Origin of the sequence: Aquibacillus sediminis, from assembly GCF_005870085.1 — a bacterium.
In the GTDB taxonomy this organism is placed as follows: Bacteria; Bacillota; Bacilli; order Bacillales; family Amphibacillaceae; genus Aquibacillus_E; species Aquibacillus_E sediminis.
This window is the reverse complement of record NZ_SZNM01000004.1, coordinates 291,135-308,260: the sequence shown is the minus strand read 5'-3', so window position 1 is coordinate 308,260 and position 17,126 is coordinate 291,135. Positions and strand designations below refer to the sequence as shown.

The 17,126-nt window shown below is 36.4% G+C and carries 14 protein-coding genes, 1 pseudogene and 1 riboswitch; of the genes and pseudogenes, 9 read left to right on the top strand and 6 right to left on the bottom strand.

Annotated features, from left to right (window positions below; translation table 11 throughout):
* Window positions 1–200 precede the first annotated feature (200 nt).
* Window positions 201–1,157 (top strand): tyrosine-type recombinase/integrase, encoded by a 957-nt coding sequence (locus FCI53_RS06855; RefSeq protein WP_138417160.1) that lies wholly within the window; start codon window positions 201–203, stop codon window positions 1,155–1,157.
* 303 nt (window positions 1,158–1,460) lie between these two features.
* Here the strand turns inward: FCI53_RS06855 and FCI53_RS06850 are convergent, their stop codons facing one another.
* Both FCI53_RS06850 and FCI53_RS06840 read right to left on the bottom strand, forming a co-directional pair.
* Window positions 1,461–2,756: an NCS2 family permease gene (locus tag FCI53_RS06850; RefSeq protein WP_138417158.1), complete on the bottom strand. Its 1,296-nt coding sequence runs from the start codon at window positions 2,754–2,756 to the stop codon at window positions 1,461–1,463.
* 95 nt (window positions 2,757–2,851) lie between these two features.
* A riboswitch (purine riboswitch) is annotated at window positions 2,852–2,952 on the bottom strand.
* Between the two features lie 246 nt (window positions 2,953–3,198).
* Entirely contained in the window at window positions 3,199–3,597 is a 399-nt protein-coding gene (locus tag FCI53_RS06840) for a class I SAM-dependent methyltransferase (RefSeq protein WP_138417154.1), read from the bottom strand.
* An 865-nt stretch (window positions 3,598–4,462) separates the two neighbouring features.
* On the opposite strand from FCI53_RS06840, the gene FCI53_RS06835 reads away from it, so the two are divergent.
* Together FCI53_RS06835 and FCI53_RS06830 are read left to right on the top strand one after the other, a co-directional pair.
* Window positions 4,463–5,341 (top strand): cytochrome c oxidase assembly protein, encoded by an 879-nt coding sequence (locus FCI53_RS06835; RefSeq protein WP_138417152.1) that lies wholly within the window; start codon window positions 4,463–4,465, stop codon window positions 5,339–5,341.
* Window positions 5,342–5,578: 237 nt separating this feature from the next.
* Window positions 5,579–6,751 (top strand): tetratricopeptide repeat protein, encoded by a 1,173-nt coding sequence (locus FCI53_RS06830; RefSeq protein ID WP_138417150.1) that lies wholly within the window; start codon window positions 5,579–5,581, stop codon window positions 6,749–6,751.
* 291 nt (window positions 6,752–7,042) lie between these two features.
* Here the strand turns inward: FCI53_RS06830 and FCI53_RS06825 are convergent, their stop codons facing one another.
* The gene (locus FCI53_RS06825; RefSeq protein ID WP_138417238.1) at window positions 7,043–8,092 is read right to left on the bottom strand and encodes a LysM peptidoglycan-binding domain-containing protein; all 1,050 of its coding nucleotides are present in this window, start codon (window positions 8,090–8,092) and stop codon (window positions 7,043–7,045) included.
* Window positions 8,093–8,306: 214 nt separating this feature from the next.
* On the opposite strand from FCI53_RS06825, the gene FCI53_RS06820 reads away from it, so the two are divergent.
* From FCI53_RS06820 to FCI53_RS06795, 5 genes and pseudogenes are all read left to right on the top strand, one after another.
* Window positions 8,307–8,525, top strand: coding sequence for a hypothetical protein (locus tag FCI53_RS06820; RefSeq protein ID WP_138417148.1), 219 nt, complete (start codon window positions 8,307–8,309; stop codon window positions 8,523–8,525).
* Window positions 8,526–9,000: 475 nt separating this feature from the next.
* The gene (locus tag FCI53_RS06810) at window positions 9,001–9,219 is read left to right on the top strand and encodes a hypothetical protein (RefSeq protein WP_138417145.1); all 219 of its coding nucleotides are present in this window, start codon (window positions 9,001–9,003) and stop codon (window positions 9,217–9,219) included.
* A gap of 250 nt (window positions 9,220–9,469) precedes the next feature.
* Window positions 9,470–9,898 carry a hypothetical protein gene (locus tag FCI53_RS06805; RefSeq protein WP_138417143.1) on the top strand — a complete coding sequence of 143 codons (429 nt, stop codon included), beginning with the start codon at window positions 9,470–9,472 and terminating at the stop codon, window positions 9,896–9,898.
* Window positions 9,899–9,938: 40 nt separating this feature from the next.
* Window positions 9,939–10,690 (top strand): annotated as a pseudogene (locus FCI53_RS06800) (AAA family ATPase).
* 510 nt (window positions 10,691–11,200) lie between these two features.
* Window positions 11,201–11,572 carry an rRNA methyltransferase gene (locus FCI53_RS06795; protein ID WP_138417141.1) on the top strand — a complete coding sequence of 124 codons (372 nt, stop codon included), beginning with the start codon at window positions 11,201–11,203 and terminating at the stop codon, window positions 11,570–11,572.
* Between the two features lie 144 nt (window positions 11,573–11,716).
* On the opposite strand, the gene FCI53_RS06790 is transcribed toward FCI53_RS06795, so the two are convergent.
* From FCI53_RS06790 to FCI53_RS06780, 3 genes are all read right to left on the bottom strand, one after another.
* Complete coding sequence (locus FCI53_RS06790; protein ID WP_138417139.1) at window positions 11,717–12,856, bottom strand: glycosyltransferase family 4 protein; 1,140 nt, start codon at window positions 12,854–12,856, stop codon at window positions 11,717–11,719.
* A 310-nt stretch (window positions 12,857–13,166) separates the two neighbouring features.
* Window positions 13,167–13,937, bottom strand: coding sequence for an alpha/beta fold hydrolase (locus FCI53_RS06785; RefSeq protein WP_171038088.1), 771 nt, complete (start codon window positions 13,935–13,937; stop codon window positions 13,167–13,169).
* Entirely contained in the window at window positions 13,930–15,489 is a 1,560-nt protein-coding gene (locus tag FCI53_RS06780) for an FAD-dependent oxidoreductase (protein ID WP_138417135.1), read from the bottom strand. Before FCI53_RS06780 ends, FCI53_RS06785 begins: the two co-directional genes overlap by 8 nt.
* 232 nt (window positions 15,490–15,721) lie before the next feature.
* Between FCI53_RS06780 and brnQ the strand changes: the two genes are divergently transcribed.
* Window positions 15,722–17,074, top strand: coding sequence for a branched-chain amino acid transport system II carrier protein (gene brnQ / locus FCI53_RS06775; protein WP_138417133.1), 1,353 nt, complete (start codon window positions 15,722–15,724; stop codon window positions 17,072–17,074).
* The last annotated feature ends 52 nt before the right edge of the window (window positions 17,075–17,126 follow it).

The following is a 17,126-nucleotide window of genomic DNA, read 5'->3' as shown; positions in this document are numbered from 1 at the left end:
CGATACTTCATCCATAAAATGGAAGATAATGTTCTTATTTTACTTTTCTCGCGGACATGGCGTATAATACTTATAACACGCCATGTCTGTACGTGATTAAAAAACAAGAAATTTAGGGAAAGAGTGCATAATAACAGGCTTAGTGGCGGTTTTTGCCAAAAACAACTGGAATGAAAGATAACAAACGAAGGTGACAACATATGGATGCAATTGAAATCAAAGAATTTTATGAAGATGAATTATTAATATTTGAAACCCACATGGATAACAAAGATTATTCCAAGCATACGATTGATTATTATTTACGAGATGTTCAATTATTTTTGCAATTTATCAATCGAAAAAAATCAGAACCTATATCACTTGAACATGTAAAGAAAATGGATCTTACCTTATTTATGAATTTTTTAAAAAATAAGAAAGGAAATGCTGCAGCGACTAGAAATAGAAGGTTGATTTCAATCCGTTCTTTTTATAAGTGTTTAATCGAATATGAATTTGTTGAAAACAACCCTGCCATGGGGGTCGATCGTGCCAAAGAGCAAAAAAATCCCTTACCTACTTATTTGGAGAAACAGGAATTAAAAGTATTTTTTGACGAAATTAGCAAAGTTAGCAAAAAAATGTATGTAAAACGAAACAAAGTGATCATGGGATTGATGGCATTTTGTGGTTTGCGCGTGAATGAAGTTCATTTATTGAATAAATCAAGTATCAACCATACACTTAAAGGATTAACTGTACACGGGAAAGGGAACAAAACTCGTTACATTCCATTACCAAAACAGTTATATGACGAATTAGTGGACTATATTGAAAATCATCGCGAGTTTGGCATTGAAGGACATAAAGATGCGGTGTTCTTGAGCCGCTATGGCAAACGTTTATCGGTAAGACGAATTCAAAACATTGCTGAAAAAGTAGTCAGGAGTTTACTAAAGAGTGGAAGCTATCATGATTGGGAACAAAAGAAGATTTCTAGTCACAAATTGCGACATTCATTTGCGACGATCTTAATACAAAATGGATATGATATTAGAACAGCGCAAGAATTATTGGGACATGCCAATTTAAATACAACACAAAAATATACCCACGTATCTGACGCTGCCAAACAAAAAGTCATGGATGAAATGGATATTGATGTGTTTACTTAAACCTATAGTTAGTTCTCGGAGCGACACCATTTCATTAGGAAAAAGAATATGATAATCGTTCGTTGCAGAGGACTAACTGCAACACTAGTTAATTTATCTGCTTGCGTTTTGTCTATAGTGACGAACCCAATCGTTTTATTTGAGAGAAGTTGATAGTATTTGTACGCCCCTCCTTGATAACATATGCCATTTAGCAAGATCGGTGACGAATGACATGGCAAAAAATCAGATTCAAAAAAACTCCCTAAGGTCCAAAAAATCGTTCCTTAGGGAGTTTTTTATCCATTATGTAACCACCTATTTCTAGGCCAAGAGACCAAGGTAAGAAATGAACAATACCGCTAACACATACATAATCGGATGAATTTCTTTAAATCGTTTTTGGGCGATTAGTGTTAATGGATATAGTGCGAAACCAAACGCAATTCCTGTTGCCACACTAGAAGTGAGAGGCATCATAATAATTGTCATAAAAGCAGGGATCACCACTTCTAATTTATCCCAACGAATATGGCTAATTTCCATTGCCATTAAGGCACCAACAATGATTAGTGCTGGCGCGGTCACTTCTGTTGTAATCACAGCAAGAACAGGAGAAAAGAGTAATGCAATCGCAAAACACCCTGCAATAACAACCGATGTAAATCCAGTCCGTCCGCCAACTGCAATACCTGCAGAAGATTCTACACTCGTAGCTGGGGTGGATGTTCCGAAAATCGCACCAATCACACCCGCTGTTGAATCCGCTAGTAATGCTCTTCCTGCATTTGGAAGTTTGTTACCTTTCATTAATCCAGCTTGACTAGTAAGAGCTATTAATGCACCAGTCGTATCAAAAAATGCAACAAACAAAAACGTGAAGATAACAGCCAATAATTCAGGGGTGAAACTATCTTGTAGATGAGTAAATACAACACCAAATGTTGGCTCAAGACTTGGTATCGTACCAATAACAGAATTCGGCGTGTTTATTAGTCCGACAACCATCCCAATGATGGTAGTGACGACCATCCCATAAAAAATACCTCCACTAACTCCGCGCAAGAGTAGATAAATCGTTAAAATTAGACCGATGACTGCAAGGACCGTCATAGGTGATGCCAAGTTTCCAATCGCAACAAACGTATCTTCGTTTGAAATAATAATACCGGCATTTTTTAAGCCAATAAAGGCGATGAAAAAGCCAATTCCTGAAGCGATTGCATGTTTTAAATCAGCCGGAATGATGTTAATGATTTTTTCCCGTATTTTTAATAAACTTAACAATACAAACAAAATACTAGCAATAAACACTCCCGTTAAGGCAACTGGCCATGGAATCCCCATCCCAATACAAACAGAAAAGGTAAAGAATGAATTCAACCCCATACTTGGGGCAATCGCAATTGGATAATTACTTAATATACCGATTAGAAGTGATCCAATTATCGCGGTCAATGCAGTTGCGGTAAAGACAGCTCCTTTGTCCATTCCCGCCTGGCTAAGAATAAGTGGATTCACCACTAAAATATAAGCAACAGACAAAAAGGTTGTTACTCCTGCAAGTGTTTCTTGTTTAAATGTCGTATTTCTTTCCTCCATACGAAAGAAATTTTTCATGGTGTTTCATCTCCTAATCTCCTATTTTACACACAAAAAAACTTTGGCTACTAACAGCCAAAGTTTGCTCTACATTTAGGAATAAGAAATATACCATTATATTTCTTATTCCTTGTAGACAAGCTATTTAAGGTAGCTGGTAGAAACGTTCAAGCCATATTCTTGAACTTATACAAGGTTGATGTTGTTTTGTTTTTAAGAATAATAGAGAAATAATATCAGTTTTGTCGAAAAACGTCAATAAAAAGTTTGTTAAAGTCGTGCGACAAGTGAGAGGACTAAACTAGATAGATAATGTTTACACTCTAAAATCTCAATCCAGTTTCTTTAGTTGATTTTTGCGTATGGCGATTAAGGTGATAACCATCGCAGGTCCACTTCCAAATTGAGGTGAAAAGGTACTGCATTCCAGCCATTATTGGTTGCTTCATCTTGATATGCTCTAACACCAAAAGTTTCCCATTCGGTTTAAGCACTCGTTTGCACTCTTGCAACACTGGCTCCATATCATCACGGAACAAAGCACCAATGTCATCGCAATCGTATCAACTGAATCATCTGCAATCGGCAGTTGCTCTGCTATACTTTCTACAAGATCAATTGGTACACTAGTTTGGTGTGTTCGGTGTTTCGCTTTTTCCAACATATAAGGGTTGGGCTCAATGGCGATAACTTTGTCACAGGTCTCGTAAATAGGAAAATTAATGCCAGTACTACCAAAGCCAATTTCTAGTACTGTACCGGTTGTTTTCGCTAATAAGTTCTTGCGCCATCTATGGATATACCTTTTCTCTAACGGTGCCATTGCTTTGTCGTAGTAGTTTGCAAAAGTTTTTTGCATAAAAGGCTTTCTCCCCTATATAACAGAATGCTCAGTATTTAGAATAGACTTCTTTAACTTATAAAGCCTACATTAGCCTCTACTCTCTGATTATTTCTACCCTAGTCAATGACTCTTAGTTTCGTCCATATACTACTAATCATCTATCCTATCGATGATCCTTTCTAAATAATCTTCTAATTGGTCTTAATATAATATCTATAAGTGCTATAGCCCAACAGATCAATACGATAATAATTATGATATTTAGCATTTATCTCTTCCTTTTCATATTGTTTATTAGGACGTTACATAAAAATTATAACTACATAACATTCACACTTGAAATGGTCTATACCAAATAATAGGAGAATTTATGTTAAATTACTAGGGAATATATATATGAAGAATAGGAACATACTGGATTTATCGACACATTTATTTAATAATTTTTTCCTACATAAACACTAATCGTGATGATTATTATAACAATGAGACGATACATAACAGAAATTATCTAAGCCAAATAAGGAAATAGGTAATAGGAACAATTCACTTAGCTTTTTTAAGAAATGTGGGGATTTGGATATATAGAAAAAAATAAGTTGTCGTATAAAATAAATCACACCCTTTAGAATAGATATCGATTATAGTAGATTTATGGAAATGATTCTAGTTAGTTTGTTGAAAAGGAATGCTGAATTGTCTACGATAACTAGTAACAGGTTATTGTGAGCGGTCGTTTAACGATACTTTTGAAGATAATAACCATTTCAACAGGAACGTTACTCGATGAATGAATAGGTGAAATGAAGCTCACATTAATTGCATACTCAAAAAATTGGCATAACACATCTGCTGATCATAATCTTGGAGGTAATGCAAAATGAGTTATTTACTAGCCAATCATGCTTGGTATGAACTAGTTGGTCCCTTTACATTGATGATATCCATGTTACTTTGTTATTGGTATGTCAAAACGATGATTCACTCACCACATTACAACCCAACAACGAATCAGAAGATTTATTTTTTCACGGCTATCTCGTTATTTTTTCTTGTTAAAGGAACGCCATTTGCTGTGGTTGCAGATTATTATTTAGTCAGTGCCTTGATTTTACAGCTATCCATTATCATTTTTATCGCAGTACCATTGTTTATTTTGAGTTTGCCGAAGCAATATGTGCAAGTATTTTTTTGGCGTCATAAGAAGGCGGCTATTGCTAAAGTACTGTTCGCACATCCATGGCCGCTTGCGTTACTATTTAATGCATTGATCACGATATTCACCCTACCGCCGGCATTTAATGCGATTACTGGAAGTGTACTGTTACAATTTTTCTATGAGGTACTGTTAGTTATGTTCGCTCTTCTTACTTGGTGGATGATTATTCAACCATCAGAGGAAATTGCTGATCATAGCTATTTCCTTCGCGGGGCCTACGTTTTTATTATGGTGTTGTTTTTAATGCCTGTTGCTATATTTTTAATTGTTGCACAGCAGCCGATGTACACTCCATACATGACAGTATCCGGTGAACTAATTCCTGCCCTGAACGCATTGAATGATCAACAATTAGCAGGAGGATTCTTGAAATTAATGCAACTTACAAGTTACTCGATTGCGATCTATTACTTGTTGAAATTATGGGGAACGAAGGAAGAAGAAAACGAAGGAAAAGTGGATGGTAATACACGGGTTGTCCAAGGGGTTGTGATTCAGTTAGACAAACACAATCACCGAGATAAGGGAAAAAAACGCTAAGTTAAATCTAAAGATGCACTATTATTGCGTTAAAATTGCAATTACGAACCATTAGATTACTACTGTTAGCTTGGAATGCATAGTTTAAAACGATTCTAAATAGGTAAATATGGTAATAGAACTAGATATCTTAACGTGCATGATGAGGTAAGCTATCTAACTAGAACGTTGCTTTTTTTAAGTGACCACTTAAAAGTGATAAACGACTACTAATTTGGAAAGATAGGAGTAAGATATATGTCAACAATGGATATTTTAAATGTAGAAGAAAATCTAAAAGCATACATAAATGAGGATAACAAAGAGGAAGTGCAAGTAATTGTGGATGAGTTCAAACGCGGACACTTTCCTAATGTGTTATCAAAAACAAAAGAGTTTCGACAAAACCATGAAACAAGTAAAACGTTGGGGACCACTTTGTCCCTTCTTGATGCAACTTGTCATTCGCAAATAGGAGAAGGAAGACAAGCAGCAGCGATTATTAAAGACTTATATCAAGATATGCAAGACAAATCAACCGATGAAATTATCTTATATGGTAATTTAGCATTTATGTGCGATTATAAGCTTGCGCGAAAAATTATGTCAGACGCCGTGAAACAAATCGAAAATGAGGAACCAATTGACCAGATAAAAGCGGCACGTGCTTATCTCGTACTAGGGGAAGCGGAAGAAAATTTAGAAAAGTTCCTTAGAGCAATCAAGTATTATAAGCGTGGTTTAACTTATTTTCAACAAGAAAATGCACAAAATGATCAAAACCAAATGGTACTGTTTCTTCATTTCAAACTTGGTGCGCTCCATTCCATGATCAATGAAACAGATGATGCGATTGATTATTTACAAAAGACACTTGAACTTGCTGGAGATACGAACGCAGAAATTAAAATTAATAGTCTCGTAAGTATCGCTAAAATGTATGGAAGTAAAAATGAGTATGAAAAAGCTAATATGTATTTGGAAGAGGCCTTTCCAATGTTTGATGAATCAACTCTTGCCAATAAGTTAGTCCATGCAGAAGCGTATACAGAGATGGCATTTAATTATTTTGATCAATCGCAGTATGATCAAGCAGTTCCATACTATGAACAGGCAATTGCTATTCATTTGAAACTCCCTAATTATTCTCCTAAAGAAGTTGGTATGATCTATATGCAATATGCATACTGCTTGGAGAATAAAGAACAACCAAATACATTACAGGCTGGAAGAAATTATGAGAACGCCATCGAAGAAATCGAAAAAACAAATGACCCAGACTTATTAGAAAATGCCCTTGCAGATACCATTAAATTCTTCGAAGCCACCGGTAACACCAAGAAAAAACGCACCTATGAAAATAAATTTGTAAAAATGACCAACGAAAAAGCCAAAGGGTGGGACATGGGGACAGGGACTCTGTCCCAGTAAGTAGAGACAAAGCGACATATTTAGCAACCCACTAATGGCTAGCCGAAGAGGAAATAGAGCAAGCGGATTGTACAACCCCACCAAAAGTTAGAAAAACTAACTTTGGGGGGTTTTTAATATGCCAAAAGATAAAAGAAGAGACAGGAGGGAGACAGATCCGCCCATTGACTGACAACGAGCAAAAATCCTGTCCAAGAAAGGAAAAAATGTTCAGATTAACATTGGTAGTACAAGGAGACAGGCTACCTTTTTTAAGCAAAAAAAGAAGGGGGAAAGCAACCCTGTCCCATTTTAAAACGCAAACGTATGGTTACCTATAATAGTTGAAACGGTACGACTTTTAAGATAGGAACTTGATGTTTTATCAGGGTTGTAAAAAAATAATGCTCCATTTGTTGGATCTTCCCCTTGAATCGCTCGTTCTGCCGCTTCTATGTTTTGTGCGTTCGGTGTTGCATTGTTAATCGCGCCCGTTTCTGCTGGCGTAAATTGATAATACCCATAACTTTTCTCAAATAAAACATCTTTTACATTGTTCGGAAATATTGGACTTTCTACACGATTCATAATCACAGCTCCAATAGCAATTTGTCCTTCTAAGGATTCACCCCTACCTTCACTGTATATCATCTTCGCTAGCCACTCTACTTCTTCCTGATTTAGATCTTCCTGTTGTTCTGTTTGTTTTGTTGGTGATGATAATGTTGTATCTGTCGGCATCGGCGATGATGCAGTACCAGGTATGGTTAGCGTCTGACCAACCTGTAACAAATTAGATGATAATTGGTTCGCTTGTTTGATTGCATCTACCGTTGTTCCGTTACGTGCTGCAATTCCATATAAGGTATCTCCTGAAACGACTTGATAGGTTGTTCCGCTTGCTTGAGTTGGATTGGATGTAGCGCTAGTAGGTATCGTTAATGTCTGGCCGACTTGTATCACGTTTGACGATAACTGGTTTGCTTGTTTGATTGCATCTACCGTAGTGCCAGTGCGTTTAGCAATCCCATATAGAGTATCTCCAGCTGATACAGTATAGGAAGACAGGCTTTGTGTTTGATTTACAGGGCTTTCAGCCGCGGCTACTTGATGATCTGTGACGGCACCGAATGCTAATGATGTTAACAACATAGCACCAGCCATAATTTTAACTGATTTCACCTTTAAAGAGGGAAGGAGCCTTTTTACATAACTTACTGCTTCCTTTTCAATATCCGACTCCTTCATCTTGGGGACAGTTCCTAACTCATCTGAGAACTCTGTTAAGTTTTCATCTAGATATAAAATGACCTCAAAGCCATCATCTGTCTCTTTTATTTTATAATGAGTAAAGGCTTCCATATAGTTCACCATCCTTCACCCTTTACTATTCCCATTGATTGCATTTTTATTGGGACAAGTGGATAGTGAACTATCCCGCCCACCTGTTAAAAGGCGGAAGGACCAACAGGTGGGACAACAAACCTGTCCCTATGTCCTAAATATAGTGAAACTTTTTTATGTGTGAGTCGTATGTAGAATAAGGATGGTAGGTCTGTGACTTTTAGGGGGGTATATGAATAAGTTAACAGAACTGCATAAATTAAGAATAGGAAGTTTGGTATTTATTGGGTTAACGGTTACGATTTTACAGCTTGTTATTCTTTATACTGGTGGGAGTTTGATCTCAACGATGATTAGTCTTATCCTTATAGTCATTGCACTAACCATAATTATATTACTTTTTAAATCAATGGATGTAAAAAAATATTTAGAAGAAATGAAACAAAGATAGGGAATCCGAATAGAACAATCGGTTAGTAAGAGTCAAATAAAAGTTCATGTTTGAGATTCTAGGTATTAGTTACAACGTGTTGATCAATTGAAAATTTCGAAAAATTCATCTATATTGAATAAATGAGAAGAGGATCATTACTACGATGGAGCGCGATTCGAATTGAGGTCGCTGGTTATTTTATCGGTGAGGGACTTAAAATTTCAGAAACCCCGTAACCCAAAATTTTTTGATCGTTTTGATAAAGTAAAATGATCATGAGCTAATAAAAGGAACAGAAGTCCATTACTTTATCGGTGTAGGGAAATAGGATGAAAAAGCTTTATTAGAAGCATATCCTAACGCTCCACACATCACTGTAAAGGGTATAGTATATTATCCAAAAGCTAAGTTACGTAAATGGTTGGTAAATATTGGGGAATAACAACAAATGAGATGTTTGAGGAATCAAAACAAAAAGATAAGGGGTTAATTAATGAATTTTAAATCGTTCGTACAGTCAAATCCAATAGTTATCATCATTGCCTGTTTAATTATCATTGCTGGTTTTATATTAATTACGCAGCAGTATTTTAACTATATAGAAGTCAAAAACATGGTAGATAAATGCTATGATAAAGGTGGTCTTCCCACCATTGAAAGATCTGGATTACAAATAGCCCATTTCTCCTGTGAGTATAAAAATAAAGGATAAATTAAAAGTGAGAAATAATGCTGGTGGATAAAGAAATGATGAAAAGAAATATTGATTTAGTCATCCTATTGTTTATTTAACAAATTTATCTGGAATGAAAATCAACGGCAATTATGTCACAACTATATCTAAAGTAATACACCATCCAGGGGCGAGGTTCCTCATCGCCGCCGGATGTTACTTAAATAAAGCGGACTCTTTTTGATAATTATTATGAACCTTAACCTTAAGGTGGAAAAGCGCGTCTGTTATGTTGGCAAAAAAGGAGCTGTCTACAATCGATTATATTTTATTTATTTTATTTATTGTGATTGGTTGGTGTTTATTGATAGGGATGACTAAAGTAGAAAAGAAGTGGATTGGTGGCACTGGTGCTGTGTTTGCTGTTATATTCATAGTAGTGTCGCAAATCATAAAACTCCAGTCAGGCTTCTTTTCCGCACGGACAACAGAAGCTTCCACGTCAGTTGGTCAGTGGGTCGTACCATGTTTTTTAATATTAGGTTTTTATGTACTTGGGATCATCAACTATCGCTTAGTCAAGCTAGCGTTAACAAAACAATCTTGGCAGCGCTGGGGATGGATAGGTTTCGTCATTTTGTTTAGTATCTTATACATTTGGGTTGGAGGATTTGCGCTATTTATTGTTGCCTTTACGTACTTCCCATTTGCACCATAAGCGAGTTTAATTTTATCTAAATGCTTTGGAGGAGGACACCATGCTATTAAACTATGATACCCAATTTATAAGAGAGGTATATTTGAAAAGGGATCAGATTCCATCCTATGATCAGTTCCCACTGTCACTACCAACCATTCGAAAATTTAACGAATTAAAACTTCACCCAAACGTCACCTATATTATCGGTGAAAATGGCACGGGAAAGTCAACATTACTTGAAGGCATTGCTGTTGTTCTAGGCTTTAATCCTGAAGGTGGCACGTTTAATTTTAACTTTTCTAGCTTCGATTCCCATTCTAACTTAGATGACTATTTGCGTGTTGTAAAAGGGACGTATCGTGCAAAGGATCAATTTTTCTTTCGTTCGGAAACGTTTTACAATGTAGCAACCAATATCGAAAATTTAGACAAAGAACCTGGTGGGGGTAAAATTATTGATTCCTTTGGAGGAAAATCATTACACGAGCAATCCCATGGAGAGTCATTTTTTGCTGCTTTTAATGAACGGTTTCAGGGAATGGCTTATACATGTTGGATGAACCTGAGGCAGCATTATCCCCTTTAAGGCAATTGTCCTTATTAGCTCGAATCAATGAACTTGTTCATCAAGGGTCGCAGTTTATTATCTCCACACACTCACCAATCCTTATGGCATATCCGCATGCGAAAATCATAGAACTAACCGAGGAGGGCATGGACGATGTCAAACTAGAGGAAAGTCAACATTATAGGATTATGAAGCAATTTTTCGAGGATAAAGATCGCTTGTTACATCATTTGTTCGAATAATAATGAAAAATGACTTAATTTCTCCCTGAAGATGCCAAAGGATGTAATGGATGACCAGATAGGATTATCTGAATTAGATAAAGTAGACGTAGGAAGTAATTTAAGCTTTTTGAAAAAGCAGGAGTGAAAGAGTACTGTCTTGCGGATCTAGTTACAAAGAAGTACATATCCTAAATGATGAGCAATACAAATTTCAATTTCAAGGAGTTTTGCAAAAGTCGACACCATTTCCGTTAATATATTAATTGGAATGGCCTTGGATATAAGTTGAAAATTTGTATAATAAACTTCGTAACAAGGTGGTAATGAAAATGAGTTTTAGCTGTTAAGAAGATGATTAACCATATATACTTAACCCATTAAGGACATTGTGTGGTCAATACACACACTTAGAACGTTTGTTCGCTTTATAAGCTTGGAGTGCCCGAAAACAGTTCAAATGAATGACATGAATCATGTTGTTGTAAAAAAAGAATGATGACATCTAGCAATCAAAGGAGTGTAAAACTAATGTGGAAAGTTGTTAAAGGCAAATTAGTTCAAACAACGGATACTAGTAGAGTTAAATTTCGAACAAACATTAGTAAGTCGCTTATAGAAGAACTAAATCAAATTGCAGAAGAAAATGGTACACACACCAATTATTTATTAGAAACAGGTCTAACAAAAGTTTTAAAGCAAGATTCGATTGATTTTGACAAGCAAACACGACCTAAAGACCGGGTTCAATATAAAACGACTTATGATAAGGAATTAATAGAGAATGTTAAAGAGTTTGCAAAAAAACATCAGTATAATGTGAATGATGTTATTGAGTATAGCGCGAAATTTATTGATATTGAAAACAGTAAAGATCATAGTTATCGATATAGGGTTGAATAAATAGAAAGGGGGGTTTTTGTAAGTTTCTAATAACGCCCCGGTCATAATATATATTATCGGAAGTTAATGGTAAAACAATATCTCAAGTCTCAAAGGTTAAGTAACCTTGAGATATTGAGATATCAAAAAATTATAAAATGATTTTTATGTTTGTGTTGCAACAATTTCTACATCATTTAATTGTAATGTTTTTTCGTAAAACTTAAGTAACTGCGCGGATGGCCGTGACCAACTGAATTTTTCTGCTTCTGCTCGGGCGCATTTTCGCAACTCTTTATACAAAACTTCATTATCTAATTGATTAACTGCCTCAATTAAACTTGCTGTATTTTCATTTTCGAATAGGATTCCTGTCTTACCATCAGTGATTTGCTCCATCGTTGGTCCACTTTTAGCTGCTATGACAGGCAACCCCGAAGCCATCGCTTCTAAAATAACTAACCCTAGTGTCTCGGTGACAGATGGAAACATAAATGCATCCGCTGAAGCGAATGCTTGCGCTAATTGTTCCCCATGCATAAAGCCAGTAAAAACGGTATCTGTTCCAGAGAATGTTTGTTCTAAATCCTCTCTTGCTGGTCCGTCACCAACAATTGCTAAACACACGTCATCCCTTTGTTTTACTAATGGCTTCAATTTGTGAATTTCTTTTTCGCTTGCTAAGCGTCCTACAAATAAAAGTAACTTTTTATCTTTGCTCCCATTTGTAAGACGCTCTCTCATCGATTCATTCTTATGAATTGGATGATAACGATCAATGTCAACACCACGTTCCCAAAGATGTACATTAAAGAAATCTTTTTCTATTAATTCTTTACGTACGGTTCCTGACGTACACAAATTGATATCAGCTTTATTATGTAACATTCTAAAGTAACTCCAACAAACAGGTTTTAAAAGTCCGAAATTATAATAATCAAAATACTTTGGTACATGAGTATGATAAGAAGCGATTAAAGGATATCCTAATTTCTCTGCATAATGGACACCTGTAGCACCAATCAAAGCAGGATTTACCACATGCACAAGGTCAGGGTTATGTTTTTGTAAGAGACGTTTCACCTTTTTCTGTGGTAAGGCAAACGGTCTGTAACGATAAAATGGTAATGTTGTTGCTTTTACCCCTTCGATTTGTGCTCCTTCATATTCATAGACACCCAAATCTGGTGCAATCACCACTACCTCATGTCCTTGTTTTTTCATATATTTAATAGCATGTGTAAGTCGTGTCACAACTCCGTCTGTTGATGGTATAAATGTTTCTGTAATTATAACTATTTTCAAAACGAAAGACCCCTTTTTCTATCTCCATGAAATAGATGGTAAAACAATTACTAAGTAGGATAAAGTGAAACTTCAATCAGTGGGGGTTCTTTCATCCCCCATTGGTTGTTAGTTAAACAGAATCGGACATTTACTAGCAGCCAGCCCTCCCCACTTCTTTGGTTTTTACCTCGTTAGATTGAAGTGGGAGTCTTACGGCCAGTTACATGCGGGATAAATGGGAATGGAGACTCCTCCCTACTCCTCATTATATCAGTGCAGAAAAATCCAATGTCTATTATAATCGAATTATGTGTGATGGACAACAATTTTAATTGGAATCTACGTTCATCTTACAAAAGTGCCTTATGACATGATTGAATGCCTGCCATTGTTTAGTTGGAACCTGATGAAATGTTTCCTTTATATACGCAATCTTCGCATAGGGTAAATGTTGATAATAACCTCTATGCTTTTTCATCCAAAACGCATTGTTTCCATATATGATTAAAGACGGTACATGAATACTGCCCAATTCGGTTGTGCAGTTGTAATGAAGTGTTTCATCATAAAACTGATACCATTTTTGTACATTACTTTTTTTCATATGGTGATATAAAATATGTTGATAACTACGGTTATTCGTATGACTGAATGCAAGAATTTTCGCAAGGGTGTCAGGTGACATTTGGAATAAACGCATCCCTATGTGATATTGTGAGGCCAATATAATACTATTGACCTTTGGATAGCCGCCAGATAAGATTAACGCCTTTAAACGTTCAGGATGTGAAAATGCAACCTGCTGAGCGATCATCCCCCCTGCAGAATAACCGCAAATAATCGCTTTATCTAGGTTTTCATGGTCTAATATCATCCGAATTTCCTTGACATATTGAGAAATTAGGTCATCCGTCTCTGGTGATGTGGAATCTCCGTGACCACTTAAATCTGGTAACAGAAGTTGAAATTGATCGGACAGATGTTTTTGGTAATCAAATACTCTCCTTCCCATTCCAGGTGGGTGAATAAATATAATAGGAATCCCTTGTCCGAGTTTTTCATAAAACACAGATGTCCCTAGTTCTTCAACTTTAATCATTTGTGTCCTCCTGCTGTTGAACATGATACATTTGTAATGGTTGTTGAGCTGGTCCCTCCATCACCTGACCATCAATGGAAAAACGCGAACCATGACAAGGACAATCCCAGGTGCGATCTCCTTCATTCCAATTCACTTCACATCCCATGTGGGTGCACGTTGTATCAACAGCATGTACTTCCCCATCCTGATCTCGATATACACCCGCTCTGTTCCCATTAATACGCACAATTTTGGCTTGGTCCTTTTCTATTTCTTCTATCTTTGTACTTGGGAATTCTAATTTGTGATGGATAAAATGTTTGGCGACATCGGTATTAATGCTTAAGAATTTTTTTACATCTGGATCGGCATGAAAACGTGATGGCGCATACAAATCGACATAGTCATTATCTTGATCCGTTATTAAATCAGTTAAAACGTGGGCTGCAATGGTGCCGCTTGTCATGCCCCATTTCCGAAAGCCTGTCGCAATTAAAACTTCTGGTTGGTCGTCTGTAACGCGACCAATGAATGGAATCTTATCTAATGTTGTTAAATCCTGAGCAGACCAGCGATATGGGAATGTTTCCAATCCAAACGTTTCCCATGCAAATTGTGCTAATTTCTCATAATGTTTGATTGTCGACTCCCCTTGGCCTGTTTTATGGTTTTCCCCACCAATAAGCCATAATTCTTGATCATCGATTGTTGTTGAACGAATCGACCTTGTTGGTTGTTCCGCATTGATGTACATACCACCTGGATAGTTCTTCGTTGATTTTGCTGCTACAATGTATGAGCGTTCTGGATACATTCTTGCGAAATAATAACCTTGCCCACCATAAAATGGAAAGTGAGACGCTGCGACAACATGGTTACATGTTACACGATGACCGTCTCTCGTTATGATATTAGGATGATCTCCATTTTCCACGTCAATGGCGGTCGAATTTTCAAATATAAGCCCCCCGTTTTTCGCTATATATTCGACCAATGCTTTTAAATATTTTAAAGGATGAAATTGTGCTTGATTTTTCATGACAATCGCTTTTTTGATTGGTAAATCTAACGGAATTTCATTTGTTAATTCTCCATCAATACCTAACATTTGATAAGCAGTCATTTCTTTGTCGATTTTGGAAATGTAATTATCAGAATTCGTGTAAATATAGGCGTCTTGTTTGCTGTAATCACAAGAAATATTAAATTCGGTGATCGTATCTTTTATAAATTGTTTTGCATCCATGCAGGCATGATAATACTTTTGTGCTTTGTTTTCCCCCACATGCTGGATCAGTTCATCGTAAATCAAACCATGCTGTGCGGTAATTTTGGCAGTCGTATGACCTGTCGTACCGTTTAGTAGCTTATCTGCTTCCAAAAGTGCAACCTTGTATCCTTTTTTCGTCAATAAATAAGCAGTGGTAATTCCGGTGATTCCACCTCCAACAATACCAATATCAGCATGGATACTCTTATCTAATTTCGGAAACTCAGGAATAGAAGTTGATTCTCTCCAATACGGTTCAGGGAACTGTGGTAAGTGATAATTGTTTAAATGATTATCCATTTATATGTCCTCCATCATTGAAAATGTTTTCCGTTAGTTTCTGCAAACATGGGCTTTCTATGTGTTTAATCTGATGAGTTGTATCACCTTTTTTAAATTATTAGTAAACGTTTGTTTACTGTTTAATAAAAATTTTCAAAAAATGTATTGTGCCTTTTGCTTATCCTTGTTACTATTAATCTTTACTCGACATAACTAAGAAAGCAACAAACAACAAGAAGGAGCAATGCATATGCAACAAAAGGTACCTTTATCAACCTATGCTGTCGTAGGTACGATGTTATTCGGTATGTATTTTGGAGCTGGGAACCTCATTTTCCCAATCCAACTAGGACAGCTAGCTGGAACGAACTTTTGGCCAGCAATCATTGGTTTTTTATTAACAACGATCGGACTGCCGTTACTCGGTATTTTAGCGATTGGCTTATCTGGGAGTAATGGGGTACGTGACCTAGCAGGAAGGGTACACCCGCTGTTTGGTTTAGTTTTTAGTATGGCCCTATATCTAACGATTGGTCCATTTTTCGCGATCCCTCGTACAGCAACCGTACCATTCGTTGTTGGTTTTGAACCTTTTATACAACCCGAACACATCAGTTTGTGGCTAGGGATATTTAGTTTTTTATTTTTTGCGATTGTTTATGTTTTTTCGCTAAATCCAGCTAAAATTATTGACTACATCGGTAAGTATTTAACACCTGCATTTTTAGTGTTTTTATTCCTATTAATTATTGTTGCGTTAGTGAAGCCGATGGGGCAATTCAATGAGCCAATTGGGGATTATACAAACATGGCATTTATGACTGGATTTCAAGAGGGATATAACACAATGGATGCACTTGCCTCGCTTGCATTTGGTATTGTCGTAATAAACGCCATTAAGGGGCGAGGAATTACTGATGTGAAGGGAATTGCAAGTGCTACATGGAAATCAGGAATTTTTGCAATGGGACTAATGACAATTATTTATGGATTGATCACGTATATGGGAGCTTCCAGTGTGGCTGCGATTGGAACATATGAAAATGGTGGACTCATCTTTGCTGCTGTAGCCCAACATTATTTCGGTTCATTTGGAGCTATTTTACTTGCCATTATTATTGTACTTGCTTGTTTAAAGACGAGTATCGGACTGATCACGGCATGTAGTGAATTTTTTCATGAAGTATTTCCAAAAGTGAGTTATAAAATGTTCGTCCTTATTTTATGTCTTGTATCGTTTACGATTGCCAACTTTGGCTTAAACAATATTATACAATTTGCAATACCTGTTCTAATGTTCCTCTATCCGTTAGCAATTGTACTTATTGTCTTAGGTCTAAGCTCCTCTGTTTTTGACCATAAAAAAGGGGTTTATGTCGTATCGATGATTTTAACCTTCTTCGTTAGCATTATTGATGGCTATAGCGCTTTAGTCGAGAGCTTACCTAGTCTAACATTTTCCATCCTGGAAGCAATTACAAATGTCTACTTAGACTATTTACCACTTTACGGCATTGGACTTGGTTGGATTGTTCCAGCCTTAATTGGAGCAATTATCGGTTATCTATGGCCAACAAATAAACATCAAACAGAAATCAGTTAATAAAAGTAAAAAGGCCAGTTGCACAAAACTTTATTGTGTGCCTGGCCTTTTT

What these genes read in the sequence shown, in the direction of transcription:
- FCI53_RS06840 (WP_138417154.1), bottom strand. Translation starts at nt 3,597, where the DNA reads ATGCAAAAAACTTTTGCAAACTACTACGACAAAGCAATGGCACCGTTA.
- FCI53_RS06825 (WP_138417238.1), bottom strand. Translation starts at nt 8,092, where the DNA reads ATGGAAGCCTTTACTCATTATAAAATAAAAGAGACAGATGATGGCTTT.
- FCI53_RS06780 (WP_138417135.1), bottom strand. Translation starts at nt 15,489, where the DNA reads ATGGATAATCATTTAAACAATTATCACTTACCACAGTTCCCTGAACCG.
- FCI53_RS06795 (WP_138417141.1), top strand. Translation starts at nt 11,201, where the DNA reads ATGTGGAAAGTTGTTAAAGGCAAATTAGTTCAAACAACGGATACTAGT.
- brnQ (WP_138417133.1), top strand. Translation starts at nt 15,722, where the DNA reads ATGCAACAAAAGGTACCTTTATCAACCTATGCTGTCGTAGGTACGATG.
- FCI53_RS06830 (WP_138417150.1), top strand. Translation starts at nt 5,579, where the DNA reads ATGTCAACAATGGATATTTTAAATGTAGAAGAAAATCTAAAAGCATAC.
- FCI53_RS06850 (WP_138417158.1), bottom strand. Translation starts at nt 2,756, where the DNA reads ATGAAAAATTTCTTTCGTATGGAGGAAAGAAATACGACATTTAAACAA.
- FCI53_RS06835 (WP_138417152.1), top strand. Translation starts at nt 4,463, where the DNA reads ATGAGTTATTTACTAGCCAATCATGCTTGGTATGAACTAGTTGGTCCC.
- FCI53_RS06785 (WP_171038088.1), bottom strand. Translation starts at nt 13,937, where the DNA reads ATGATTAAAGTTGAAGAACTAGGGACATCTGTGTTTTATGAAAAACTC.
- FCI53_RS06820 (WP_138417148.1), top strand. Translation starts at nt 8,307, where the DNA reads ATGAATAAGTTAACAGAACTGCATAAATTAAGAATAGGAAGTTTGGTA.
- FCI53_RS06805 (WP_138417143.1), top strand. Translation starts at nt 9,470, where the DNA reads ATGTTGGCAAAAAAGGAGCTGTCTACAATCGATTATATTTTATTTATT.
- FCI53_RS06810 (WP_138417145.1), top strand. Translation starts at nt 9,001, where the DNA reads ATGAATTTTAAATCGTTCGTACAGTCAAATCCAATAGTTATCATCATT.
- FCI53_RS06855 (WP_138417160.1), top strand. Translation starts at nt 201, where the DNA reads ATGGATGCAATTGAAATCAAAGAATTTTATGAAGATGAATTATTAATA.